The sequence below is a fragment of the Lysinibacillus sp. EB271-A1-10B genome (assembly GCF_058791335.1).
Map to the genome: position 1 here is coordinate 24,596 of NZ_JBYTDL010000002.1, position 25,077 is coordinate 49,672.

At 32.7% G+C, this 25,077-nt stretch carries 24 protein-coding genes; 18 read left to right on the plus strand and 6 right to left on the minus strand.

Annotated elements, in window-relative coordinates:
* Nucleotides 1–68 precede the first annotated feature (68 nt).
* The 3 genes from AC3WSK_RS02920 to AC3WSK_RS02930 form a co-directional block, all read right to left on the minus strand.
* Complete coding sequence (locus AC3WSK_RS02920; RefSeq protein WP_427482950.1) at nucleotides 69–1,466, minus strand: hypothetical protein; 1,398 nt, start codon at nucleotides 1,464–1,466, stop codon at nucleotides 69–71.
* 487 nt (nucleotides 1,467–1,953) lie between these two features.
* Complete coding sequence (locus AC3WSK_RS02925; protein ID WP_492414127.1) at nucleotides 1,954–2,271, minus strand: DUF4183 domain-containing protein; 318 nt, start codon at nucleotides 2,269–2,271, stop codon at nucleotides 1,954–1,956.
* Between the two features lie 40 nt (nucleotides 2,272–2,311).
* On the minus strand, nucleotides 2,312–2,731 hold the full coding sequence (locus tag AC3WSK_RS02930) for a DUF4183 domain-containing protein (RefSeq protein ID WP_240518178.1): 420 nt from the start codon (nucleotides 2,729–2,731) through the stop codon (nucleotides 2,312–2,314).
* 938 nt (nucleotides 2,732–3,669) lie between these two features.
* On the opposite strand from AC3WSK_RS02930, the gene AC3WSK_RS02935 reads away from it, so the two are divergent.
* The 8 genes from AC3WSK_RS02935 to AC3WSK_RS02970 all read left to right on the plus strand — a co-directional run bounded on the left by AC3WSK_RS02935 (nucleotide 3,670) and on the right by AC3WSK_RS02970 (nucleotide 12,799).
* Nucleotides 3,670–3,843 (plus strand): hypothetical protein, encoded by a 174-nt coding sequence (locus AC3WSK_RS02935; protein WP_170938884.1) that lies wholly within the window; start codon nucleotides 3,670–3,672, stop codon nucleotides 3,841–3,843.
* Entirely contained in the window at nucleotides 3,833–5,542 is a 1,710-nt protein-coding gene (locus AC3WSK_RS02940) for a methyl-accepting chemotaxis protein (protein ID WP_170938885.1), read from the plus strand. The genes AC3WSK_RS02935 and AC3WSK_RS02940 overlap by 11 nt, the downstream gene beginning before the upstream one ends.
* 274 nt (nucleotides 5,543–5,816) lie before the next feature.
* Nucleotides 5,817–6,896, plus strand: coding sequence for an EAL domain-containing protein (locus AC3WSK_RS02945; RefSeq protein ID WP_427482946.1), 1,080 nt, complete (start codon nucleotides 5,817–5,819; stop codon nucleotides 6,894–6,896).
* A 968-nt stretch (nucleotides 6,897–7,864) separates the two neighbouring features.
* The gene (locus AC3WSK_RS02950; protein WP_079559827.1) at nucleotides 7,865–8,542 is read left to right on the plus strand and encodes a response regulator transcription factor; all 678 of its coding nucleotides are present in this window, start codon (nucleotides 7,865–7,867) and stop codon (nucleotides 8,540–8,542) included.
* A gap of 380 nt (nucleotides 8,543–8,922) precedes the next feature.
* Nucleotides 8,923–9,954, plus strand: a complete 1,032-nt coding sequence (locus tag AC3WSK_RS02955; protein ID WP_079559829.1) for a siderophore ABC transporter substrate-binding protein — start codon at nucleotides 8,923–8,925, stop codon at nucleotides 9,952–9,954.
* Nucleotides 9,955–9,972: 18 nt separating this feature from the next.
* Nucleotides 9,973–10,989 carry an ABC transporter permease gene (locus tag AC3WSK_RS02960; protein WP_427482944.1) on the plus strand — a complete coding sequence of 339 codons (1,017 nt, stop codon included), beginning with the start codon at nucleotides 9,973–9,975 and terminating at the stop codon, nucleotides 10,987–10,989.
* Entirely contained in the window at nucleotides 10,986–12,050 is a 1,065-nt protein-coding gene (locus tag AC3WSK_RS02965) for an iron chelate uptake ABC transporter family permease subunit (protein ID WP_427482943.1), read from the plus strand. Before AC3WSK_RS02960 ends, AC3WSK_RS02965 begins: the two co-directional genes overlap by 4 nt.
* Nucleotides 12,047–12,799, plus strand: coding sequence for an iron ABC transporter ATP-binding protein (locus AC3WSK_RS02970; protein ID WP_079559832.1), 753 nt, complete (start codon nucleotides 12,047–12,049; stop codon nucleotides 12,797–12,799). Before AC3WSK_RS02965 ends, AC3WSK_RS02970 begins: the two co-directional genes overlap by 4 nt.
* Nucleotides 12,800–13,689: 890 nt before the next feature.
* On the opposite strand, the gene AC3WSK_RS02975 is transcribed toward AC3WSK_RS02970, so the two are convergent.
* Nucleotides 13,690–14,457: a TerC family protein gene (locus tag AC3WSK_RS02975; RefSeq protein ID WP_079559833.1), complete on the minus strand. Its 768-nt coding sequence runs from the start codon at nucleotides 14,455–14,457 to the stop codon at nucleotides 13,690–13,692.
* A 590-nt stretch (nucleotides 14,458–15,047) separates the two neighbouring features.
* Nucleotides 15,048–15,239, minus strand: coding sequence for a hypothetical protein (locus tag AC3WSK_RS02980; RefSeq protein ID WP_492414126.1), 192 nt, complete (start codon nucleotides 15,237–15,239; stop codon nucleotides 15,048–15,050).
* A 175-nt stretch (nucleotides 15,240–15,414) separates the two neighbouring features.
* Here AC3WSK_RS02980 and AC3WSK_RS02985 point away from each other — a divergent pair, with 175 nt between their 5' ends.
* Genes AC3WSK_RS02985 through AC3WSK_RS02995 form a run of 3 tightly spaced genes read left to right on the plus strand, consistent with a single transcriptional unit; the run spans nucleotide 15,415 to nucleotide 16,163 of the window.
* On the plus strand, nucleotides 15,415–15,708 hold the full coding sequence (locus tag AC3WSK_RS02985) for a 3-isopropylmalate dehydrogenase (RefSeq protein WP_492414125.1): 294 nt from the start codon (nucleotides 15,415–15,417) through the stop codon (nucleotides 15,706–15,708).
* A 36-nt stretch (nucleotides 15,709–15,744) separates the two neighbouring features.
* On the plus strand, nucleotides 15,745–15,969 hold the full coding sequence (locus AC3WSK_RS02990; protein WP_492414124.1) for a hypothetical protein: 225 nt from the start codon (nucleotides 15,745–15,747) through the stop codon (nucleotides 15,967–15,969).
* Nucleotides 15,970–15,992: 23 nt separating this feature from the next.
* Nucleotides 15,993–16,163, plus strand: coding sequence for a GNAT family N-acetyltransferase (locus tag AC3WSK_RS02995; RefSeq protein WP_492534974.1), 171 nt, complete (start codon nucleotides 15,993–15,995; stop codon nucleotides 16,161–16,163).
* 600 nt (nucleotides 16,164–16,763) lie between these two features.
* Here the strand turns inward: AC3WSK_RS02995 and AC3WSK_RS03000 are convergent.
* Complete coding sequence (locus tag AC3WSK_RS03000; RefSeq protein WP_492414123.1) at nucleotides 16,764–17,234, minus strand: hypothetical protein; 471 nt, start codon at nucleotides 17,232–17,234, stop codon at nucleotides 16,764–16,766.
* A 574-nt stretch (nucleotides 17,235–17,808) separates the two neighbouring features.
* Between AC3WSK_RS03000 and AC3WSK_RS03005 the strand changes: the two genes are divergently transcribed.
* The 7 genes from AC3WSK_RS03005 to AC3WSK_RS03035 all read left to right on the plus strand — a co-directional run bounded on the left by AC3WSK_RS03005 (nucleotide 17,809) and on the right by AC3WSK_RS03035 (nucleotide 24,803).
* Complete coding sequence (locus AC3WSK_RS03005; protein WP_079559836.1) at nucleotides 17,809–18,345, plus strand: RNA polymerase sigma factor; 537 nt, start codon at nucleotides 17,809–17,811, stop codon at nucleotides 18,343–18,345.
* The gene (locus AC3WSK_RS03010) at nucleotides 18,338–19,948 is read left to right on the plus strand and encodes a DUF4179 domain-containing protein (RefSeq protein WP_492414122.1); all 1,611 of its coding nucleotides are present in this window, start codon (nucleotides 18,338–18,340) and stop codon (nucleotides 19,946–19,948) included. The genes AC3WSK_RS03005 and AC3WSK_RS03010 overlap by 8 nt, the downstream gene beginning before the upstream one ends.
* Before the next feature lie 340 nt (nucleotides 19,949–20,288).
* Nucleotides 20,289–20,873, plus strand: a complete 585-nt coding sequence (locus AC3WSK_RS03015; RefSeq protein WP_492414121.1) for a hypothetical protein — start codon at nucleotides 20,289–20,291, stop codon at nucleotides 20,871–20,873.
* Nucleotides 20,874–21,218: 345 nt separating this feature from the next.
* Entirely contained in the window at nucleotides 21,219–21,578 is a 360-nt protein-coding gene (locus AC3WSK_RS03020; RefSeq protein WP_094075061.1) for a response regulator, read from the plus strand.
* Nucleotides 21,579–21,586: 8 nt separating this feature from the next.
* Nucleotides 21,587–22,216: a chemotaxis protein CheC gene (locus tag AC3WSK_RS03025; protein WP_139376935.1), complete on the plus strand. Its 630-nt coding sequence runs from the start codon at nucleotides 21,587–21,589 to the stop codon at nucleotides 22,214–22,216.
* Entirely contained in the window at nucleotides 22,209–23,108 is a 900-nt protein-coding gene (locus AC3WSK_RS03030) for a diguanylate cyclase domain-containing protein (RefSeq protein WP_079559841.1), read from the plus strand. The genes AC3WSK_RS03025 and AC3WSK_RS03030 overlap by 8 nt, the downstream gene beginning before the upstream one ends.
* A 651-nt stretch (nucleotides 23,109–23,759) precedes the next feature.
* A complete protein-coding gene (locus tag AC3WSK_RS03035; protein ID WP_079559842.1) occupies nucleotides 23,760–24,803 on the plus strand; it encodes a Fic family protein in 1,044 nt (347 codons plus the stop codon).
* Nucleotides 24,804–25,077 lie beyond the last annotated feature (274 nt).

Here is a 25,077-nt window from a genome sequence, read left to right on the forward strand (position 1 = left end):
ATACCATGGTAATTGTTTGGAAGAGAAAAAACAAGAAACTACTAAAAGAGTTTCCTGCTTTTACAATGTTAGATTAAAAATACCGCCACAATGGTTGTAATCACAAGACCAATTGCCACGGGCAATAAATTACGCCTCGCAAGCTCGAAGGGACTAACATTACAAATCGCAGCTGCTGGGATTAATGCCCAGGGAATAATCGTTCCTCCTCCAACCCAGATCGCTGTTATTTGCCCTAAAGCTGTTAAAGTTGCAGTACCTCCATCAATAGCATTACCGAACAAACTACCGACTGAACCTGCTAAAGAAATACCTGAGAAACCAGAGCCATCTAAGCCTGTGATAGCGCCAACGACTGCTAAAGTGACGACTGCAATTTCCTTCGTTAATGGAACTACCGCAGCTAGACCCACACCAAGATCGTTGACGATACCATGCGAAGCGGCTGGTAAGTGATCTCCAATAATTTGTGTAAATCCGGAATCTCCTAGATAGAAAAAAGCTGCAATGGGAATAACCGGTCCGAACACTTTAAAACCGAATTGGAATCCTTGAATTAAATAACTTGTTGTCTTTTCAAGCCCTTGTTTTTTGTGGGCTACAACGCAAAGCAACAGTAGGATAAAGACAGAGGTTCCTCCTATTAAAGCTGTTGCATCTCCACCTTGTAATTTTAATATAGACATTGCAATGACATCGAGTATAAAGGCAATTGGAATAAGTACTGCAAAAAAGCGTTTTTGTCCGAGAGTTAGCAGGTTTTCAGGAATTACTGGTTCTACGTCTTCATTTGTATCGTTTGTAGCGTATAAATTCACTGATCCACGCTTCATATCCCGTCGTAATAAGATATAGGCTACTACTGTAGTAACAACGCCCATTGTAATAACAAGGGGGATACTAGCAGTCATTACCTCACTAACCGGAATACCAGCAGCATCAGCAGTTAACTTCGGAGCTCCTTGTATAACAAAATCACTCGAGAGAGCAATTCCGTGACCAAATAAGTTCATCGCCATCGCAACTCCAAGTGCTGGTAAGCCTGCACGTAGAGCAACAGGTAACAAAACCGCCCCTAACAGTGCCACAGCCGGTGATGGCCAAAAGAACCACGAAATAAACATCATTAACAGACCAATCGTCCAATAAGCGAGCGCAGGTGATTTAATGATTTTCGTAAAAGGAGCAATCATGACCTCATTAATACCAGAAATCATCATAACCCGACTCATGGCGACGATAATAGAAATAATAAGAATGATCGATAACAGCTCTGTAATGGCATAAATAAAACTGTTAAAAACACCACTAATAGATGCAGTTAAATCGCCTGTAGCAAAGATTGCTAGCATGAAGATGCCAAGTACACAAATGAGGGTGGTATCGCGACGTTTAACCATAAAGCCAATGATAAGGACAATAAAAACAACGTAAATCCAATGGAGAGCTGTGAATTCAATCCCCATACGTTTCCCCCTCAATATTCAATCTGATTCTATAGAATATGAAGGGGGAAAAAAGTTGGTGATGATTTCGGGGAAGTTTGACATAAAAACCCAGCTAATTATATTTCAGGACAACCGTTAAAAATTACCAATCATTATACGATTTTCCATCCAAAAAGGTTTCTTATAAAAGATATTTTAAGGTTATTTTAAGATTACGGGGTTAGGGAAAGTTCAAAAGTTTAATAGTAGTGGAATCTTGATGGATGGGAATTCTAAGGCTGGATGGCAACACATAGAAACAAAATGAATGATATCTCAGTACTTCTACCTTAATTGGATACTGACATTATAAAGGTCAGATAGGTTAAAAGTATAAACTACCTCTAATCGAAGCTTTTGATAGGTAATTAAAAATAAAGGGTCACTTGAAAAAAACGTGACCCTTGTACAAAAAGTAGAAGAAAGGCTAGACATTTTCAATTTGCGATTAGTTAGAAATTAATCATTAAGTTTGTGTAACTATTTCTACAGCTTCTACTACTAATGGAGTTCCGGCTGAGATTGTGCCATTAACACCGTTAAAAGTTAACTCTGTTGCAGAAATTGTATATGATCCACCTTCTTGTAATACACCGTTGATATAGAAATTATAGTAGCCGTGTGTTACTACTGGAAAAGCAGTTGCAGCAGTTCCACTATCATTTAGAAAGGCAGTTGCAAGGATTGTAGTACCATCAGCAACTGTTAAATCTGCTGCTAACACATCAAAAAATCTTGTGGAAGTACCATTAACGTTTAATAATTGAAAGTGCCATTTTTTCACCTCCTTTCATGGGAAAAAGAATAATTAGCAGCTTCTCATATCACATTTGTTGGAAACCAAATGATTCAATAATGATTGGAGTTCCGGCAAAAATAGTTGCATTAAATGGATTAAGGATTAACGAATTTGGGATTACTTTATAAGCACCGCCTTCTTGCATCACAGCATTGATGTAAAGATTGACATATCCATTGGGATTAAAAAGTTTGAATTCTGTTACTGGATCGCCATTATCATCTGTAAATAAATTAGCAGGAAGAGTGGTTCCGTTTGTTAAATCAATATCTTCTGTAACAATATAGAAATATCTATTTATTGTTGGAATAATAGTTCCTTCAGGGATAACCACTGGCGGAGGTTGAATAGAACATATGTCAACAGCTTTTATACGGGGCAAAAATACTCGGTTATTTTCACAACAACTGTCACAAATCAAATTTTGTGGATCCATTTGTTTCATTATTTGTCACCTCCATTTCCTAATATGTTGGTAACCCCGTAAGTTATAGGCGTTTGTTACTTATTAATTAATAAAGCTAATTCACAAATATTTTATGAATTAATGTTGGAAGGTGATTGGTAATATGTCTATTAAAGAGAAATAAATAATTTTTTTTTAAATGAAAAGATGGGATTTTTTAAATACCTAAAATCAAATGAAAGCTATGAAAATGGAATTTTGAAGAATACGGGGAGATAGATTTTTACCTTGTTACTGACCAATCTGAGTTTAGAGCTAAGGGGAAAAAGTTGGTGATGGTTTTGAAAAATCTCACCTTAAGTTGAAATGTTATATGAATTGATAATTGGAAAAGTATAAATAATATATAGGGTAATTAAGTGGCATCGTACACTAAGACACATGGGGAAATATTTTATCTCAAAGTGGCTTCCATCAAACCCTACTGCTATCCTGGCTATTGTAGCGCTGTACAGGCTACACTAAGTTGGACAGATAAAATAAGGGGTTGTAAACTTTTATGCCAAACAAACCAAGTAAAAATTCAAAAAGGTTCCTTTGATACCGTTCGGTACTGAAGTGATCCCTAGAAGTTAGACGCGGTTATTTCATTTGGCAGCGGTTTGGGCATGAGTTCGATACTCGTGAAAATAACATGCGCATCTGTAGTAGTTTTTTAGATATATATAGCTCAATATCCAGAAGAAGCTATACAAAGAATAGGTGATTAACAACTGTTGAAATATGAAATTTAATATAAATAGTTTTATTAAAGTTGGTTATTAATATAATACTTAATTGTGATTTTGATGTGCTTAAAGAGAAAAAGAAGTGATTATATATAGTAAATTTACTTGAAATATATTATTATAGGTAATTTTTTTGTAGATTTGTGTAAAGATGTGTCATATGATAACTTGATAAAAAGGAGGAATATTATGAAAAAACTGAAAAGTAAGAATTTAACATTAATAGCCATTACTTCTATAGGTACTTCGTTTGCGATGACATCACCAATTTCTGTAAGTGCTACACAAAACACCGGCGAAAAAATCTATGCAATGCAAACGAAATATGAATTCAAAAAGGAGAGTATTAACCTTGCTTCGTAATCTATCCATTTTTAATAAACTAGTTCTTTTAATGTCTATAGCAATTTTAACGGTTGCTCTTATCCAAGTAAGTGGATATATTACTATGAAAAAATTGGAGAATAATACAGAGAATATTTTTATAAATCGTCTAGAACCAGGTATTGTTTTGTCGGATTATAGACTTAATAATCGGATTATTGTATCAGATATGTATCGTTCTTTACTTTTTACTGATGAAACAACTATTACTCAAATTAAAAATGAAGTAACTGATGCGTTTCAAGATAATGAAAAGAATCTTAAAATACTTGAGGCAGCCAATATGCAATCGGATGAGGATAAAATAATAAGTGAATTGATTCTGCTATATCCAAACTTTAAAGAAAGCATGGAGCAAGTCTTTCAGTTAAGTCTTGCTAATAAGAATGAGGAAGCAATAAACCTCTTTAATTCAAGTGCCGAGCCTGTACTTGACGAAATTATGTCAAAAGGTTTAGAGCTGACAGAATTGAATAAAAAAAATGCAAGTATATTGAATATGGAAAGTAAGGCCGAGGCAAGTGAAGGGGTCACGAACTCTCTAATTATATCCATTGTATTAGGAATTTCGTTTGTGGCAATCGGTTTTATCGGTGTACGAAAATATCTAATTTCTCCAATTGAAAAATTAAAATATGCTGTTCAACGAGCAGAGGCTGGAGAATTAAATTTTAGTGTAGACTATGATTCAAAGGACGAGCTAGGCGTCTTAACGTCTACTTTCAGCCACATGATTGCTCAATTACGGGATCTAATTGGTCAGGTGCAACAATCGTCCGAACAGATGGCAGCATTTTCGGTTGAGCTTTCGGCAAGTGCGGAACAAACGAGTGAGGCAAGTGAACATATTGCATCTGTTACGTTAGAGGTAGCAAGCGGCTCAGATGACCAGGTTAGAACGATTATAGAAACATCGGATGGTGTAGATCATATGGTAGAAAATGTCCGAACAATAGCTAAAAATTCTACTAACGTATCAGAGGCAGCTACACAAGCAAAACAACTTTCTGTAGATGGAGATGATATTATTCAAACTGCAGTTCTACAAATGAACTCGATTCAGACATCTATTGGTAGTTTAAGTGATGTTATTAGTGGTCTAGGTGAGCGTTCAGCTGAAATTGGAGATATTGTTGAAGTTATTACAAGTATTGCAGCACAAACCAATCTACTGGCATTAAATGCAGCGATAGAAGCAGCAAGAGCAGGCGAACATGGGAAAGGCTTTGCGGTCGTTTCGGAAGAAGTGCGAAAATTGGCAGAAGAATCATCGGAATCGGCACTGAGAATTTCTGAGCTTATTATAAGAATTCAAGGAGAAACGAAAAAAGCGGTAGACTCCATGCAGTTCACTACGAATGAAGTGAGAACGGGTATTAATAATGTGAACAGCGCAGGTGAATCATTTGAGAAAATTCTACATGCCATCAACGAGGTATCAGTTCAAATTCATGAAGTGTCTAGTTCTGTAGAGCAGATGGTTGCGGGTGCAGGTCAAATGTCCAAATCCATGGAACAAATGAATGGAATCGCCCAAAGCACCGCAGAAGGGACACAAAATATTTCAGCGGCTACGGAAGAACAATTAGCCTCTATGCAGGAAATTACTGCATCTACTTCGGCACTTTCTAAAATGGCGGAAGACTTACAAGAAAAAACGAATATGTTTAAAGTATAAGGATGCCGAATTATAATCACTAAGGATAACAATCGGCTAATATTTGTTTAAAAAGTAAACTCGTTTGCACAACTTGTCTTAAAATCAGCAGAAGAATGATTGAGATGACTTTTAGAGCTGGTGTATTTTATATTTTAAAACATTAATTGATATTACAGGTAAACTTCACATTAAATTCATGCTAACTACAGATTAGCTTTATAAAATATTTAAAAAAGAAACTAATTTTTTGATAGAAAATGGAGGAGTAAACCGCCCTATTGGAGGAATTAGGATGGAGACTGGGATAACAAAATTTGAATCAAATCGAAAGTCTGTGTTAAAAAGTATTGAAGATAAAAAATCTTTCGCCTTAGTATATATTACTATTTCAAGTTGGCATAATTTGAATACTTCTAAATGTATAGATGTGGTTAAGAAGAAATTAGCTATGTATCAAACAGAAGTTGAATGTTATAGAGTATTTGATAAGGAATATATATTAGTCTGTAATGTTCAGTCGCAAGCTCATTTGATTATTCAAGATTTATCAAATATTGAATATTTGAAGATACATTATCTATCTGTTCAAGATAGAAAACTTCCAGCGTTAAATTACGTTAGACAAGTCTATTTGCAAAACACGAATAGTAATGCGATAAAAGAGTACATTTCACATAAAGGTTTATTAATGGATGAGTTTGAAATCGTTTTTCAACCGATATTACACAATAATAGACAAGTATCCTTTGAAGCGCTAAGTAGATGGAAATGTGAAGAACTCGGTCCAATGTCACCAGGTATATTTATGCCGATTTTAGATATAGAGAATTTGGTGGAATTAACCAAAAATATTATTAATAAAGCTGTGGATTTGTTGAAAAGGTATAATGATATAGTTTATGTCTCTATTAATCTAACAGCTTCATTAATAAAAGATATATCTTGGCTAATCGAGCATCTTAATGAAATTAATTTTAATAACAATAGCCGAATTGCTTTTGAAATAACCGAGGAAACCCTAATGGGGATAGAAGTAAGAGAAAATTTAAAAATTATTCGTGATCGTGGTCATATTATATTTATTGATGATTTCGGCTCAGGGAATCTGAATTTTCAATATATCTCTTTGTTCCCCCTTGATGGGGTGAAGCTCGATAGGTTGTTTATTAGTGGGCAATCAAATAAAAAGGTAATTGAAATGCTAACAAAGTTTATCAAAGCTTTAAATCTAAAGGTTATCATAGAAGGTGTAGAAAGTGTTGAGCAGTTTAATTCCTTATCAGAAGCCGAATATGATTCTATACAAGGTTTTTACATATCTAAACCACTAACTATGAATGATTTGTCAATATTTATGAATGAGATTAGATAAACTATTACTATCTATTATTTAGTTTAAGTATAGGAATTACATCTGATTTTATAATAAAAAGAAAGTAAATACACGGGTCAATAGTTCTGAAGTAATTCTTTAGGAAAAATTATCTAAATATTCAGATATATGTAATTTTCCTTCCTGTAATTTATTTAATATATTGTTGTCAAAAAGAATTGTGAGAGTTATCTTAGGAAGATTATTAAAATGTTTGAAAAATGCATGTTAAAAATAGATATACATTAATCAAGAACACGATGTTAGATGCAAACTAGAGCCATATCAAAACAAGGTATGGCTTTTTGATATTTTTTGAGAGGTTGAGTCTGACATAGAAAGAAGAAAAGGTAGTGACACTGCAATGATAAGGACAATAAAACAACGTAAATCCAATGGAGGGCTGTGAATTCAATCCCCATACGATTCCCCCTCAATATGCGATCTGATTCTATAGAATATGAAGGGAAAAAAGTTGGTGATGAATTAGAAATATTTCGACCTAGGTGAAAGGCAGTATGGATTGATAATTGAAAAACAATTAATAGAATAAAAGCGGTGGAATATGAAAATCGTTATTCTAGTGATTTTACTTATCGATAAAGGCGAAAGCAGACCACTTGGTACATACAGATTAAACCACCAGTTATACAGGTGATTCTGGTTTTTATTGACAATGATAATCATTATCGATATTGTGAAAGTAGACTAGAATCCAAATGTCCACCTATTCGGATTCTAGCGGTTATTTGATCAATTTATACTAGCATGAAGATGCTTAATACACAAATGAGTGTGGTGTCGCAACGTATAACCATATCCAATGCATTTTATACATATTCGTTGTAAATTATCCCAAATTTATCCTTATGAGTTGTTATAATAGTTTTTAGAAATTTAAGATTTATAAATCCGATATTCTTTTTTGTGATAAATAATTTTATGAATGAAGCAGAGGTGAACTATAGGTGAAGCAGGTGTTGGTAATTAAGAATGAACGGTCATTAGCAAAGAAGATCGTAAGCGGTCTAAAGCAAGAGGGCTATTTCATTTTAACACTTCACAATGAAAAAAAAGGTTTAAATATAGTATATGAGCAAGATTGGGATATTATCGTATTGGATTGGGATTCGTTAAGTATATCTGGACCGGAAATTTGCAGACAAATACGGGCTGTTAAAACGACCCCAATAATCATAGTGACTAACAATGTGTCCAGCAAGGACTGCATAGCAGGATTACAAGCAGGAGCAGATGATTATATAAGAAAACCATTTGTGAAAGAAGAATTAGTAGCAAGGATAGAAGTTGTTTTAAGAAGAGGGGACTGTATCCAGCCAATCGAGAATGACTACTTTAGATTTAAAGATCTCTTCGTTGATGCATCCCGCAATATTATGACAAAAGGTGGCGAAAATCTTCCGCTTACTAAGCGCGAATATGACTTACTTGTATTTTTAATCAAGAATAAAAATACAATATTGAGCCGTGAAATGCTTTTGAATCAGGTTTGGGGATATGACGTGGCAGTAAATCCAAATGTAGTGGATTTATATATTGGGTATTTAAGAAAAAAGCTAAAGTGCGAGAAGAAAAACAGATATATTCAAACAATTCATGGCAGGGGCTATTCAATGATTGAATAGTCTACAGTTTGTCCCAGTAATTAATATTAAACATAATCGAAAAAAACGAGTAAAAACAGTTTCAACTAGTTTGCTCGTTTTTTTGTTCTATTAAATCAGATAACCAAGCAGTTTCTGGAAGATATTGAAGAAAAGGAAACTATAAAAAGATTACTTCAGGTATTACTTTTTTGTATCCAATACTTAATGTGAAAAATTAACTTTATTTATTATCTTACATTTTTCACAAGATTTTCACAGAATTAAAGACTATACTGATTCACAGAACGGTTAATTGAAAATGATTATCAATAGCAATTGAGATGGCTAGCAATTACTATCCAATTCAATCTATAGACTTCATCGTTTTCGAAATAAATTACATAATAAGGAGTATGAGTATGAAGAAATCTATGTTTTTAAAATTTGTTGGTATTATCGCAGTTTTGACATTGATGTTAGTAGCTTGTTCAGATTCAAGTAATAAATCTAATCAAGAGTCAAAGTCTAATGAAGATAATGGAAGTAAAGAGGTTGCTAAACCTGCGACAGTAGAAATCACTGATGCCCATGGAACTGTTACTGTTCCTGTAAACCCAAAGAATGTAGTCGCTTTGGATAATAGAACTTTTGAAACTTTAGCTGATTGGAAAATTGAACTAGCAGCTGTTCCAAAGGATGTAATGCCTGCGGATTCACCATACGTAAGTGATGAATCAGTTCAAAATATTGGAAATCACCGTGAACCAAATCTTGAGATTATAGCGGCTGCAAACCCTGAACTTGTAATCGTCGGTCAAAGATTTGCAGACTATTACGAAGAGATCAAAAAATTAGTACCAAATGCAGTTGTTATTGATCTTAATGTAGATGTTTCTGAGGAAGCTGCTACACCTGGGGAAAACTTAGTAAATGGACTTAAAAATTCTACAATTGCTTTAGGGCAAATTTTCGATAAAAATGAAGAAGCTAAACAAGTGGTAGCTGATTTTGATAAAGTTATTGAAAATGCTAAATCTGCTTATAATGGAACAGATAAAGTGATGAGTGTTATCGTTGGTGGTGGGGATATTGGTTTTGCTGCTCCTCATTCTGGACGTGTTTGGGGACCGATGTATGAAATTTTCGGTTGGGCACCAGCATTAGAGGTTGCCGATTCTAGTTCAGATCATAAAGGTGATGAAGTTTCTGTTGAAGCTATTGCACAAAGTAATCCTGATTGGCTTTTCGTATTAGATCGTGATGCTGCAATATCTGGTGAAAAAGATGCAGTTCCTGCTCAGGATGTTATTGCTAACGCACCTGCTCTTCAAAAAACAACTGCTGTTTCTAAAAAACATATTATTTATGCACCAGCAGATACTTACACAAATGAATCAATTCAGACGTATATAGAGTTGTTTGAAAACCTTGCAAATACTTTAGCTAAGTAGTGTAAAGGAGTATAAAAAGTGCTGAAAAATGTAACTTCTAGGGTTGAGATAAATTCTCAACCCCAGTTTTATAACTACAATAAAATATGGACAAGACCTTTTATATTAGCGATTATAGTTGTTATTATTTTAGGTATTATATCACTGTTTACTGGAGTTTATGATATACGTGGACAAGAGGATGGAATGGAGATGTTTTTCATAACTCGTGTTCCGAGAACAGTTGCATTAATGCTTACTGGAGCTGCAATGTCAATGGCAGGACTCGTAATGCAACTGATTACACAGAATCGTTTTGTTGAACCTACAACAACAGGGACTATTGAATGGTCAGGTTTAGGGCTGCTTTTTGTTTATTTATTATTTCCTGCCCCGACTTTAGTTCTAAGAATGACTGGTGCAATCATTTTTTCTTTTATAGGAACTATGATTTTCTTTTTATTTTTAAAAAGAGTTAAACTTCGTTCGTCTTTAATTGTCCCGATTATTGGATTGATGCTTGGAGCAGTCATTTCTGCAGTGTCCACTTTTTTTGGGCTCCTTTTTCAAATGACACAAAGTATTGAAACTTGGTTTGTAGGTTCTTTTGCGCCTGTTCAGGTGGGAAGATATGAATATTTATGGCTAATTGTTATCGTTACTTTGTTTATTTTTATTTATGCGAATAGATTGACTTTAGCTGGACTAGGAGAAGATGTCGCAACAAGCCTTGGCGTTAATTACAATAGGATTGTTCTTGTGGGGACTGCCCTTATTTCTCTTGCAGTTGGAATTGTTGCAGCTGTTATTGGAAACTTACCTTTCTTAGGTCTAATTGTCCCAAACATTGTTTCAATGTATAGAGGCGATGATCTTAGGAGTAATTTACCTTGGGTATGTTTGATAGGAATGGGGACTGTAACTGCCTGTGACATCATTTCTCGAACAATAATAATGCCTTTTGAAGTACCTGTTTCTTTAATACTTGGAACAGTGGGGTCAGTCGTGTTTATTACTATTTTATTGAGACAAAGAAAGCCAAGGAGGCACCGATGAACACATTGGAATATAGAAATAAAGAAAATGTTGAAATCGATTCTGGCCTTCATAATGAAAATAGATCAGCTAGGGCTTTTCGTTCTAAGAAGGAAGAAAGACGTTATTGGATTTTGCTAATAACATTGATTGCTTTGGGGGTCCTTTCTTCATATGGACTTTTAGTTTATAACAATCCAGTTCCAGTAGACTCACCTTCTTTTATCCCAGTTGTTATGAGAAGGATAGTAGCTCTTGTTGCAATGATTATTGCTGCAGTTTGTCAGAGCTTGTCAACGGTTGCTTTCCAAACGATTACGAATAATAGGATTATAACTCCTTCACTTTTAGGTTTCGAAGCACTTTACTCAACCATTCATACTAGTACAATATTTTTCTTTGGTGCTAGTGCATTGATAAATTTTACTGGGATTGGATCATTTTTATTTCAAGTTGTTATTATGGTCTTGATGAGTTTGATACTTTATGGGTGGCTCCTTTCTGGTAAATACGGGAATTTACAACTTATGCTTTTAGTTGGAATTATTATTGGCACTGGGCTAAATTCTGTGTCAACTTTCATGAGAAGACTACTTGCGCCTTCTGAATTTGATATTTTACAGGCAAGATTGTTTGGTTCTGTTAATAATGCGGATTCAGCATATTTTCCTATCGTAATTCCTATGGTAATAATTGTAGCACTATTACTTCTTGCTCATTCTAAAAATCTAAATATATTGTCACTAGGAAAGGATGTTTCTACTTCATTTGGAGTTAAATATCAATCTAGTGTAATTTATACGCTTGTATTAGTTGCTATTTTGATGTCAATTTCAACAGCTCTGATTGGGCCACTTACTTTCTATGGCTTTTTAGTAGCAACTTTGAGCTATCAGGCGGCATCAACTTATGATCATAGATATATTTTTCCAATGGCTCTTGCTATAGGATTTTTGATATTAACGAGTGCATACTTTTTGATGTATCACGTATTCCATGCTCAAGGTGTAGTTTCAGTTATTATTGAATTATTTGGTGGAATAATATTTTTAACTGTAGTTTTAAGGAAGAGGGCTTTATGATAAAAATTGATAATGTTAAAAAGTTCTATACTGATGAGGTAAAAATAGGACCTTTGGATATTGAAATACCAAAAGCGGGTGTTACTTCTTTAATTGGACCAAATGGCGCTGGAAAGTCTACAACACTTTTGATGATTGGAAGACTTTTGGATATGGAGGAAGGTCAAATTCAGGTGGCAAATATGGATATTGCTGAATCCAAATCAAAAGACTTAGCAAAAATTTTAACTATATTGCGTCAAGAAAATCATTTTGTAACTAGGCTTACTATTAGACAACTAGTTGGATTTGGACGATTTCCTTATTCAAAGGGAAGATTAACGAAAGAAGATGAGGAAATTATTTCTAAATATATTGATTTTTTAGATTTGACTAATTTAGAAGATAGATATTTAGACGAGCTTTCAGGTGGTCAAAGACAAAGGGCATATGTGGCAATGGTTTTATGTCAAGAGACTGAATATGTACTTTTGGACGAGCCTCTGAACAATCTTGACGTTGCTCGTTCTGTTCAAATGATGGAGCATTTGAGACGTGCGGCGAATGAATTTGGAAGAACAATTCTGACTGTTATGCATGATATCAATTTTGCTGCCAAATATTCTGATAGAATTTGTGCTATGAAAGATGGACAAATTGCCGCTTTTGGGACTGTAGAAGAGGTTATGGACTCAGAAATTTTGACAGATATTTTCGAAACAAAAATAGAAATTATCGAAGGTCCTTATGGGCCACTGGCTGTTTATTAGTGACAAAATTTTTAAAAAAGAAGCAGCTTAAAAAATGAGTATGCCAAAAACTAATAGAGAATTAAACTGTAGCTTGCATAGTTCATAACTGCTACTCTAGTTGAAGTTGCTGTCTGTATTTTACAGGCGGCAGCTTTTTTATATGCCATTGCCTACGAGAAAGATTGAAGTATGTCATAACGAGAAATTTAGTGAATTAAATATACTCTGATGTTTTTCAAGGAGTAATATAGAAAAAGGGTTACAAAACCAAAGTAAATAATTAGAAAAAACTAATAATTGAGGAGAGAGTGAAAAGGAATCTGCTTATGAGTTTTTATTAGAGGATGGATTTATTATATTGAAAGTACTCGACCGTATAGTGCCATCATCATTTTTACTTGTTGCGAGAAAATGGCTATGATTTTGGTGACCCTTATTTATAATCTTTCTTTATTTAGCAAAAGACATAGTGTCTTATTTTGTAATGGACAAATAAATGTTTATTTTACAGAATCTCCAGACGATACATTTTGGCGAATATATGCCCTTTATCAGCAATGAATATCGTCTCTATGATTGTGTGGACGAAAAAATATGATGAACAATCTTTTGGTGATGCATTGGAAAGAATCCATCTCATTTTAGCAAATCATGATTATTTTAATTTGGTTCAACCATTACGGTATAAGTCCATATCTTGAACTAGATGAGTTGCTGTAATAACGGAATCTTTCGTTTCATGTGGTTGAGCACCTTGCCAAAATTTATTTTGTAAACGTATAAACTGAGAGCACAATCTTATCTATAATTGCACTCTTTTATTGGAATAAAAAATATGCTCAAACTACAAAATGCAAATACATTAACTCCCGTTAACTGCTCAAGAAACGAGGTTTAATTTATAACTTTTACCCATTTGATTTTGACTTATTCCTAGGTGCAAACCACCCGATTAGGGCAATACCTACTAATACGCCATAGAAAATCATAGTCCAGGCAGTACCGTGAGGGAAGTGAGGATCTAAAATACCTATATCCTCATGGGCGAGCGTTATTATAGCTAGTTTGACACCAACCCATGCAACTATTGCATATGCTGTTATTTCTAATGCTGGACGTTTTTCAAGTAGTTGCACAAACCAAGTTGCTGCGAATTTGATTAGGACTAGTCCAGCAATCCCTCCAAGAACAACAACAATAAATTGCGCTCCATCCATACCTCCAAAATTACCTAAGGGAGAATCGGGAAGACCGAGAGCTAAAGCAACTGCAGCTAGTATTGAATCGATTGCAAAAGCAAGGTCTGCTAATGCAATCTTCCCAACAGTTGGACCAAAACCTTTACCAGCGGCTTCCTTTTCATCGTCCTTGTGAATATTCTTATTATCTTTCCCAAACAGTGCCTTAATGACATGTTTTAATCCTAGATAAAGAAGATAGGCTGCTCCTATTGCTTGAATCTGCCAGACATTCGCAATAAAGGATATCGCAAAAAGTGCAGCAATTCTGAAAACTATAGCCAAAATGATTCCGTAATTTATTGCTCTTTTTTTCTGTTCTTCGGGTAAATGCTTGGCAATAACTGCAAGTACAAGAGCATTGTCTGCCGATAATAATCCTTCTAATCCAATTAGAATTAGCAATGCCCAGGCATACTCTAACCATATTGACTCCATTTAAATAATCCCCAACCTTTTAAATATAATGACAGGTATAGTCTCGATAATTATAGAATTTCCTAATTAGCAACTAAGTATACTTAGAGAACATTGAAAAGAAAACAAAAAAGTGTGTTTAGATTATAAAGAGAATTAAAAATTGGTAGGGATATCTGGACTGATCCAAAGATAACGGTTGCCTTATTAAAAAGATGGCAAACAAACTGAACTTTTATTGGAGGACTTTATAGAATTTCAATTTCCAACAGAAAAGAAAATTTTGTTTTAGAAGTTGAATATTTATTAGTTCAGCAGGTAATGCCCAATACTTAGGGAATGTTCTAATTTAGTGATTAAGACATACTCATACTTTATCTTCAGATTTCAAATCGAGCATTACACAATAATAGAAAGATTGAAAGGCTTAGGAGTTATTCCTAAGCCTTTTTGAAGGTTTTCAATGAATGAAAAGATATAAATATAACATTGGCGACCTCATTAATACCCGAAGTCATCATCACCCGATTCATGGCGACGATAATAGAAATAATAAGAATGATCGACAACAGTTCTGTCTGGTAATATGTCTCTCCGATATTGTCGGTAGATTAGACACCCATTTTTCTACGGGTATTGCTTGTTTTTTTCGTTTGCTGGCTTTTCATTTTTTTTGTTGAAAGGTCGGCATGCTTTTTTCCTTTATTAGCAGTGGAATTGTTCTTTTTGTTTTCAAGCTGCTTTTTCACTGCCTCTTGCAGGCTGATTTTTTTTGGTACTTCAGATTGATTATTCTCGGTCATAGGAAATGCTCCTTTTTGAATATGATAGTTAGTCCAGTATAATCTATTTTTTATTATTTGTGAAACTTTCCACTTTAACTTACAACAAGTGAAGACATTTTTTTACTAACAGAGCAAAATAGTTCAAGAAGGTTTTTGGTTTCAATGGTAAAATATGTTTATTTAGGAGGGTTAAATGGATAGTATTTTCTTAATACTTATGGGCTTTCTTATTGTTAGTGCAAATATTATTGGATTTATATCCTATAAGAAAAAGAAAAATCTATATTTTGCTGCTTTTACAATATTATTACTAGCGGTTTTCTTTGGTACAATAGGAAGTTTATTAGCGCTATTTATTATCCGAGGTGCTTTTGCAATATTTTATGGCATGCAACTAGGATACTTTTTAATAATGAATAGTATGATTGTTTTTATTATTGCAATTTCAGTAACTTTAGTAAAAAAATATAGTGGCCGAAAAATGTGATTTACGAATCTTCAACTAACTAATAAAGGGGAAATTATGAAGATTGAAAAAGGGACGAAATATAATACAGTCGAAATTGAATCTTTATATAATGATTTAAATGATTATCTTGATTCCCATATAAATTACCCTGGATGGAAAAAAGGAGTATATCCTGTAAAAGAAACTGCGATAAATGGCGTACAGGAAGGGAATTTATATGTGATTAGAGATGCTAAACAGATTGTTGGTACTGTCATATTACGACAGAACAAGGATTAGGTTATTCTAAAGTTAATTGGAATATTGATTTAGATTATAAAGATATATTAGTTATATATACTTTTGCTGTACATCCTACTTATCTCAAAAAGGGAAATGGGAAAAGACTAATGGATTTTATTATTCAGTATAGTAAAGAAATGAATATTAAAGCTATTCGTTTGGATGTATATGAAAAAATAAACCTGCTATAAAACTTTATCGAAAATATGGGTTTGAGTACATTGATACAATAGATTTAGGATATAGTGAATATGGTTTAGATAATTTCGAACTTTATCAGAAGATTTTATAAGTTCTAGTTTTAGAAGGCAGTTAGTCTATAAAGATTGACTGCTTTTTTGTTGTCTAGAAGGTAGTGTAGAGCTATTTCTTTCAGTATGTAAGATAGGTTGAGTTGTGAATCAAATCATCTAAACAAACGGAGTGCGTTAGGCAGCTCGTTTTTTCTTATTGAAAAAACGAGGCAGTACTTTTTATCAATTTCTAAAATTGATTAAGTAGCCTTCTTTTTGGTCGTTGTGACGGTTGGACGTTTCAACTAAAGACTTGAATATTTATTACCTCGAATTCATTCTAGCAGGAACTAATATACTACATTAAAAATAAGTAAAATAAGCTGTGCTTCAGTAATTTATATGCTAGTGCGAATGATTGATGCAATTGCTATATATGATTAAAAGGTGATCAGTACAAACGTTAATCGTAATAATAAAGTGACGCTAGAAAATGTTCAAAGAATTTTATAAAAATGAAAAAACCGTATAAACTAAAAGTTAATACGGTTTTAGTGTTTATTGATTCTTTTTATCAAAGAATAAATTTAAATCTGTTTTGTCAGTATCTTCAGCTAAAGCTGCGTGGATATACTGGTTTAATTCTTGTATTTTTGCTTTTTCAAAAAATGGCACACTTATATAATATGGTGTCCCTGATTTTTCTATGCTTAATATTGTTTGAATTCCACTTCCGGTAATTCCGATACCAATAATTAACCAAAATAAACCACCGATAAGGCTTCCATCCATAGATGAAAATCCAAGTGAAATAATAAATAGACCAATTATTATTGCTTTAAGATTATATTTTGAGGATAACATTGATCCCGAAATATTCTTTAGAGGTATATTTTGTTCATCTTTTCCTGCTGGAATAAATCCTAGAATTGTGTTTGATAAATTGGTTTTTACAAATCTGTTATCAATTTCTACGGCTCCTTTCACCCAAAAAAATAATAGACTTGTTGAAAAAATAATTTTTTTCATGTTAAAGCTCCTTCTTTATTATATAAAATATAGAAATACTATTATATTTTCTCTCAATTTTATATTTATGTAAATAGTTTTAGTGAAAATTTACTATATTTTTTTGTTCAGGGAGATAAATATAGTGCTCTTAGTTGTGGTTTTGTTTGTGGTAGATTGATTCTTAAGGCTGTTTAGTATAGATTGTTGCCCTTTCCAAAGTACTGATTATGGTGAATGCAATGCATTTTCAGAATGGTTTTCAATGAAAAAAAGTTATGAAATAACTTACAACCATATTAAAACCTTTGACAATCATAAATATTAAAAAACTATGTTAAACTACCAATCAAAATCTGTATTTGAGACACACATTAAACACTTTTTAGGCTGCTTGATTCCCATATATAATGGGCGTTAAGTAGCCTAATTTTTCTTGTGCCGTTTCTCATGTTGATTTGAAATTTAGTTCGATAAGAATTTTTTGTGAATTTCTGGGCATTTAACGAAATTGAATAAAAGTTTTTTTGAAAAAATGAACTATTTATAATGCTAAATTGTTACTTGTGTAGAAATCGGAAAAGGAGGTGGGATTGTGGAACAAATTAGCGATGAGAGGGTATTGTTTCAAACATATTATAAAGACGTTTTCAGAGCTTGCTATTACATGCTTCAAAATAAATACGATGCAGAGGATCTTTGTCAGGATGTATTTGCAAAAGCTTTGAGTGAAGATTTTCAAGCTATACAAAATCAAAAATCTTGGTTGCTTAGTATTGCTATGAATATGTCTCGAAATTATTTAAAGAAAAAGAAAAGACTGCTATTAAAAGAAAATTTTGATTTCCTATCATTTATACGAGTTGACAATACCCAAAATATTGAGCGAACAATACAGCTCAATGAAAATAAAAGTGAGTTAGTCGATTTAATGAACAATCTGCCTGTTCGCATACGGAAGGTAATGGTATTGAAATATGTGCATGATTGTAAAGATAGAGAAATCGCTGAAATTCTAAAAATCCCTGAGGGGACGGTTAAATCGAGACTTTATAAAGGTAAAAAATTAATGAAAAAGTTTATCCAAGTAGATGAAAATTTGTTACTCGAATGGAGGGATCATCATGAGTAATATGGACGATTTAATAAAAGAAAAAGTGAAGTACGATGAAGTAGAATATCCTAATGAGAATGAAATGTGGAGTAAAATCATCCGTAAACAACGAAATCATAATTATAAAATTAAAAAACATAGCTATAAACCCAAAATTATATTAACTGCCATTATGATTACAATTGTTTTATCAGCCACACCTGTATTTGCTAAATATACAACAGAAATCTTGGACTGGATGCGAAATATGAATAGAACAGGCGTTATTACTTCTTTAGAAAATGGCTTTGGACAGGAAATCAATAAAACTGTAGAAAACGAAGCTGGTGTATTAAATATTCATAATGTAATTTCAGATCAAAATGGGACTACTATTAACTTTAGCTTAGACATTGATCACGATTATCCAATAGATTATGCAGACTTCGAACAAGCATTACTCAAAATAAATGACGAAAAAGAAATACAGATGGAAACAAGTGCAGTATATAATCAGGAATCGGATAAATTAGTAGGGATCCTACATACAAATGAGGAAATCCCACATAACAGCCATGTTACACTTCAACTTGGTGGTGTAAAGGAGATACAGCTGAAAAGTGTAGAGTTAAAAAATGTAGTTCAATCGAACGCGTTCCCTGAAAAGATTACTATTAATCAAGATGGAGTATCACAAATAGAATTCACTTCAAATGGATATCAAAACGGGCAATATACATTGGATTATCTTATCGACCTGGAAGAGTCCAATAACATAGAAGACGCATATGTATCTTATAAAATTCAAAATGAAACCATTGCGAGTTTTGGCGTCACTCATAAACGTCCTCAAGCAAATGTCATTAAAAGAAGTGATTCACTAGAGATACAAAAAGAAGCGGTAGAAAAATTAGGGATATTTTTAAGTTATACTGATACAGTAAGTTATAAACCAGAAACGTGGAACCTGGATTTTAAATACAATCAAGATCTTGCTAAAAAGTCTACTTTTGTTATGGATATAGACGAAAAAGTTGAGGTAGGCTCACAGCAACTTCAATTTAACGAGCTTGTGATTACACCGAGTAATGTGAAGCTTTATTTTGATGAAAAATATACAGATTCTAACTCTAATATAGCTCATTTCAATTATCGTCAGATTAAATTACGAATTGGTGAACAAGAATTGTCAGGAAATTATTTTGATGATTATCTTTCCTTTGAAACACAGGAGCTAATAAAAGATATTACGAATAAAGAAATTTCACTTACTTTAAATGATGCGAAGGTTTCTTATGAAGCTGAAAAGCAAGACAAAGTAGAGCTAACAAATATTTCTGATGTGCCAAAGACTATAAAAACAGAATTAAACGGGTATCCAATTGATATTACCTACTATACAAAAGGTAATGATTTAATTGTTGAATCAGAAAGTAAGAACAAGCAATTTGGTGGTATCACACAAAATGTTATTTATCAGAATGGCAAAAGAATCTTTGCTGAAACTCGTTCTAATGATGGGGTGTTAAGAACACATAACCAAGTAGAAACATTTAAAAATATAAAGGAAAAAGATATTACATTAAACTTCTTCCTTTATACTGTCAATGAAGATCGAGCTAAAACTATTGTTTTACATTAACTCGTTTTAACTTCTTTCAGTACGTGTTTTATGTAAAGAAAGTGAAACGGCAGTTACAAGTGTTTTCGTAGCGACAGTACACGACTGATTGATGTTTTATGGCAGATTAGCGAAACTGTTTGTACGACATCCAAAGGTAACGCTACTTTAAGGCACTTGATAATAAAAGGATGATTCAATAGAGTATAGAAAAAGCGTGTTTTGAATAATTCAAAACACGCTTTTCTTTTCCTTATATAGCATTAAATTCACTCCTCTCAGTTGCTGCCATTACTATTCATTGAAAAAGTAATAATAATATATTATAAAGGAGCAATAAAAAGATAGGAACTTAGATCTAATGAAAATTGAAATTAGTGATATTACACAAATGCGATATGAAGAATTTCTTCAGTTTAAGATGTTAGGAAACCCTAATTATGTATTTGATATTATCTTTCCGGACACGATGAGTTTGCACATGGAAACGATTCAAATTTGGATGGAGAAAATTGATGCATTTCCAATATACTTTTGTATTCAAATTATAAATATTCATACGAATGATTTTGAATTAATTTGTAATGAAAACAGTTTAGATTTTGAATATATTGGAAAATACGAAAATTCGAAGGTTGCTATTCTTGAAATTTTAAATAGTGAATCATTTTCTGTTATTTTCCCTTTTATAAAATTAACAGGTAGTATGGAAGATTTAGTTTTTTGGTCTTCTAGGAGGGACTGCTTTTCAGTTGATAAAAAGAGACGTCCAAGAGGATTGTTTGATCTTGTAAATATAAACTTCGATGTTGAAACGACTGTCTTTAGTCTAATTCAAGCTGGTACTTTGTTAGAAGTTTATTCTAACAGTTCTTTTTTTAATTCATATGAAGATATTGTTAACTCGCTACCAGATTTCTCAATACCAATAAAATCAGAAGAATAATAAATAAAAAATACACCTATTGAATGATGCTATTCATCTAAACGTGAGTAATAAATTATTTAAGAATAATATTTTTCTCAATGTGGAACCTTATTAGGGTTAAATTATTCTGCACCATTTACTCGAATTTTTGAATCTGTGCTCTAGGACATCGCTTTTTTAACTCAACGATGAACTCGAATGTATCCTTTAGTGAAATCTTGATACCTTTAAGAATAGTTAGCAAAAAACTTTTTATAGATATTTCACCAACATTTAGAGAACTAGTTAAATATTTTTCAAATAAAGAATAATTGTGATATTATTTTAAGAAACATGATTTTAATAGCGGAGGATAAATTTTTTATGAAAGTACTTGTAGTAGATGATTCCGTGTTTTCTCAAAAAACAACAATACAAACATTAAAATCTATTTACCCTGATGCTGTTTATGAAACAGCAAATGACGGTGTTGAAGGTATTGAAGTATTTGCAACTTTTCTACCTGACCTTGTATTTATGGATTTATTAATGCCTAAGATGAGTGGACAAGAGGCAATTAGACAATTATTAGAGAAATATCCAACGGCTAAAATTATCGTGCTTTCAGCTGACGTACAATTGGCGGTTCGTGACGAGGTTTTATCTGCTGGAGCGTTAGCATTTATTAATAAACCGATAAATGTTGCGAAACTGAAGGAGATAGAATTATTGATAGAAGGGTGATTTAGTTGTTGACAACAACACAAGAGGATATATTGAAAGAGCTGTATAATGTATTTGTCGGTGAGGCAGCTAACTTATTATCAGAAATTCTTCAAAAAAGAATTTTTTTGTCAGTACCAGAGATAACTTTACTAGGGTTACAAGAATTAAAGTCTGGCAATCAAGAAGAGCTGACTCCTGTAATAAATGGTACAGTACTATCTACCTCTTTAAAGTTTGGTAATGTCTTTTCTGGTAGAGCAGATTTTATTTTTCCGGCAGAGCAAATTAAATATTTGACTGCGCTTTGCTTAGGGGAAGAATATACAGAAGAGATTGAAGAGCTTTCATTTAATGATGAGGATTTTGATGTTGTAAAGGAAATAGGCAATATCATTCTAAATTCTATTATGGGTGGTATGGGAAGCCTGCTGAAGATGAAACTAGAGTACGATGTGCCACAGGTAATTTTACATAATGAAGGAGAGTTTTATAAAACACTGACTAGCTCCGGGGATAGCAATGTATTATTACTTTATGTAAGTTTTGATGTAGATGATTCAAAGGTTCTAGGCATCATTTTAATTAAGTTTTCATTAGAATCAATCGAATTTTTAATTCAAAAAGTGGACGAGATTAGTAGGGATTTGGATGAATGATTTATATGTGGCAATCGTCAATCAGCTAGATAATGGCATTATTTTATTGGATGAGCAATTGAACATTCAATTATGGAATAAATGGTTAGTCAAGTACACAGGTAGAAGTGAAGAAGAGGTTAAAGGTTTACCGATCACAACAGTTGTTCCACGTTTTGATAAAAAGATTTATGCCTATATGTTTGAAAAGGCTTTGTCGGATAAACAAAAAAGCTTTTGCTCAGCAGCGATGCATCAATATTTTGTGGAAAATAAGTGTGAAAAGATGAAGCCACCTCGTCAAAATATTTTAATTCAACATATACAAATAGAACATACATCGTATTTAATGATAGAACTTTATGATGTATCTAATCACTATAAGCGCATTCAAAACTTAAATAAGTATTTAAAAAGTTCGATTGATTTTTCCAAAAATCTGGAGCACTTTGTTTATTATGATAGTTTAACGAATTTACCGAATCGTAAATTTATGTTAGATCGTTTAGAGCGTTTAATCGAAGAAGAGGATCAGGTATTTTCGCTATTTTTCATAGATTTGAATGGCTTTAAAGCAGTAAATGACCAGTTTGGACATCTACAGGGAGATTTATTACTGCAAATGTTTGCGGAACGGTGCAAGCAATTTACTCAAAAGCAGGAAGTTTGGGCACGTCTTGGCGGAGATGAATTTGTGTTATTAGTTGAACATATCACTACGGCAAATGAAGTTGAACCGTATACAGAAAAAGTACACGAGTTATTACGGGAGCCGTTTAGCATCGAGGAACAGCAAATTGTGATTTCAGCAAGTATCGGCTGTGCGCGTTTTCCACAAGATGGGGCTACAGCGAAGCAATTATTGAGTGTAGCAGATAATCAAATGTATCTTCAAAAAGCAAAAAAAGCATAAATAAATAGATTGTCGAGCTTCATCAAGGTACAATTTTGGCATAATGCGGCACTCTTGGTTTTGATACGTATCAAAACCAAGAGTGCTTTTTGTTTTGATTAAGATCGATGTTACATATTTAAAAGGTGATATTGTTTTATGATTACAGAAAGTTTCAATGAATTAATAACAAGCGGATTCCATGTCTAATTAAGATATGATATCCGCTTGTCTCTTTCATTATAATGCTAAAAAAGGACGAACAAAATGCTAGTACACATAAATAAAGGTTCTGCTAGCAATTGATTTACACAGCAAAAGGACACAAAATAGTTATCTAATTAATAAACGTAATAAAAATGTCGGAAAATAACACAGAAATGTCACAAAAATAATAAAGATATCAGTACATTTAAAAGATAATATTCCGATATTTAATAATATCTAATGTCTATATTCATGATACATCCATTATTTAGAATAAAAAAGTAATTTCAAAATCCAGAGTAACTTTATACAAAAATTTGAATAATAAATTAATCCTCTTTTTAAAAAAAGTAAAAGCTCTATTAAACCAAATGTTATTTGAATAGTAATACTAGAATAACATTAGGAACTCCCAAAAATATTATTGTAATAGAGCAATTGAGAAATAGTGGCAGGAGGAACAAAATGAGAAATTTTTTCGAAGATCAGTACATAAATATTGATCAGCAACTAATAACCTTAGTCAGTGAAATTAGTGAATATAAAGGTATGTTGACCGCTTATAAAGAGCAAAGACCTGATATATTCACTAGCCTTGAAAAAGCTATACCCCTACAGTACATAAAAAACTATATTTCAGTTTATGAGGACATAAAAGTTTCAAATAAGCGATTAAAAGAAATTATTTTAGATGATATGATACCCCAATCAATTTCGGAAGATGCGATTTTTTGTTATTATGAAACTTTGACTCTTGTACATAAACAATCTCGTACTTTTTCTATAAGTCCAGATACTATACAAGAATTGCATTTTCAATTAATTCATTATAATACCTCTGACAGCGCGAAATGGCGCCAAAAGCCATTTTCTATTCCAGGAATTCCTGAAAAAGGGATGCACACGATTTGTTATCGTCCTCTTCCACCTGAAAATGTTCCACAGGCTATAGAACAATTATGCAACCAGTACAATTTATTAAACCGCAAAAAAGAGATGCCTACACTTATATTGATCGCTCGTTTTATATTCAATTTTTATTGCATAATCCCTTTTAGTCAAGGTAATGGTAGATTAACATTAATGTTCTTGCAATTACTATTAGTAAAAAGCGGACATACATTTGTAAAATACGTTTGTTTAGATGAATATATAAAGAAAAGAGAATCTGAATACTATGAAGCTATATTTAAATCATCGGTTAATTGGTACTGTAATGGACACAATATGAACTTTTGGTTAAAAGAGTTCTTGATGATTATTTTAGAGGCTTATAAAGATTTACATAGCAGAGTACTGGATTCTATATGTAAACATACTAAGGTAGAACGAATTCAGAATTTCATTCATAATCAACAACAACCTTTTACAAAAGATTGCATTCGGAGCATTTATCCAGATATAGCCGAAAGTACAATTAGTAAAGCTTTAACTGATTTACAATTATTAGGCGAAATTAAGCTTATCTCAAAAGGAAGAAATGCGCGCTGGATGACAGTTCAATCTTAGTCTATACCTTTTTAGGTAGGCTAATAAGTTTTTACAAAACTAAATAAAAATCTAATTAAAGAACCGATTGCCAATCTTCAATAAGCAATTGGTTCTTTACATTTCAATCTAGAAACATGAAAAATCTCAAAAGTGCCTTGTAACTACAAAGTCAATGATACCCCTCAATAATGAAAATTAAGTAGGTACCATCTCACAGCTAATATCTATTACCAGAAGAGTCTTATTGGGAATCAATATATGTAAACTTCAACTTATTTCAGCGGGTATCCAA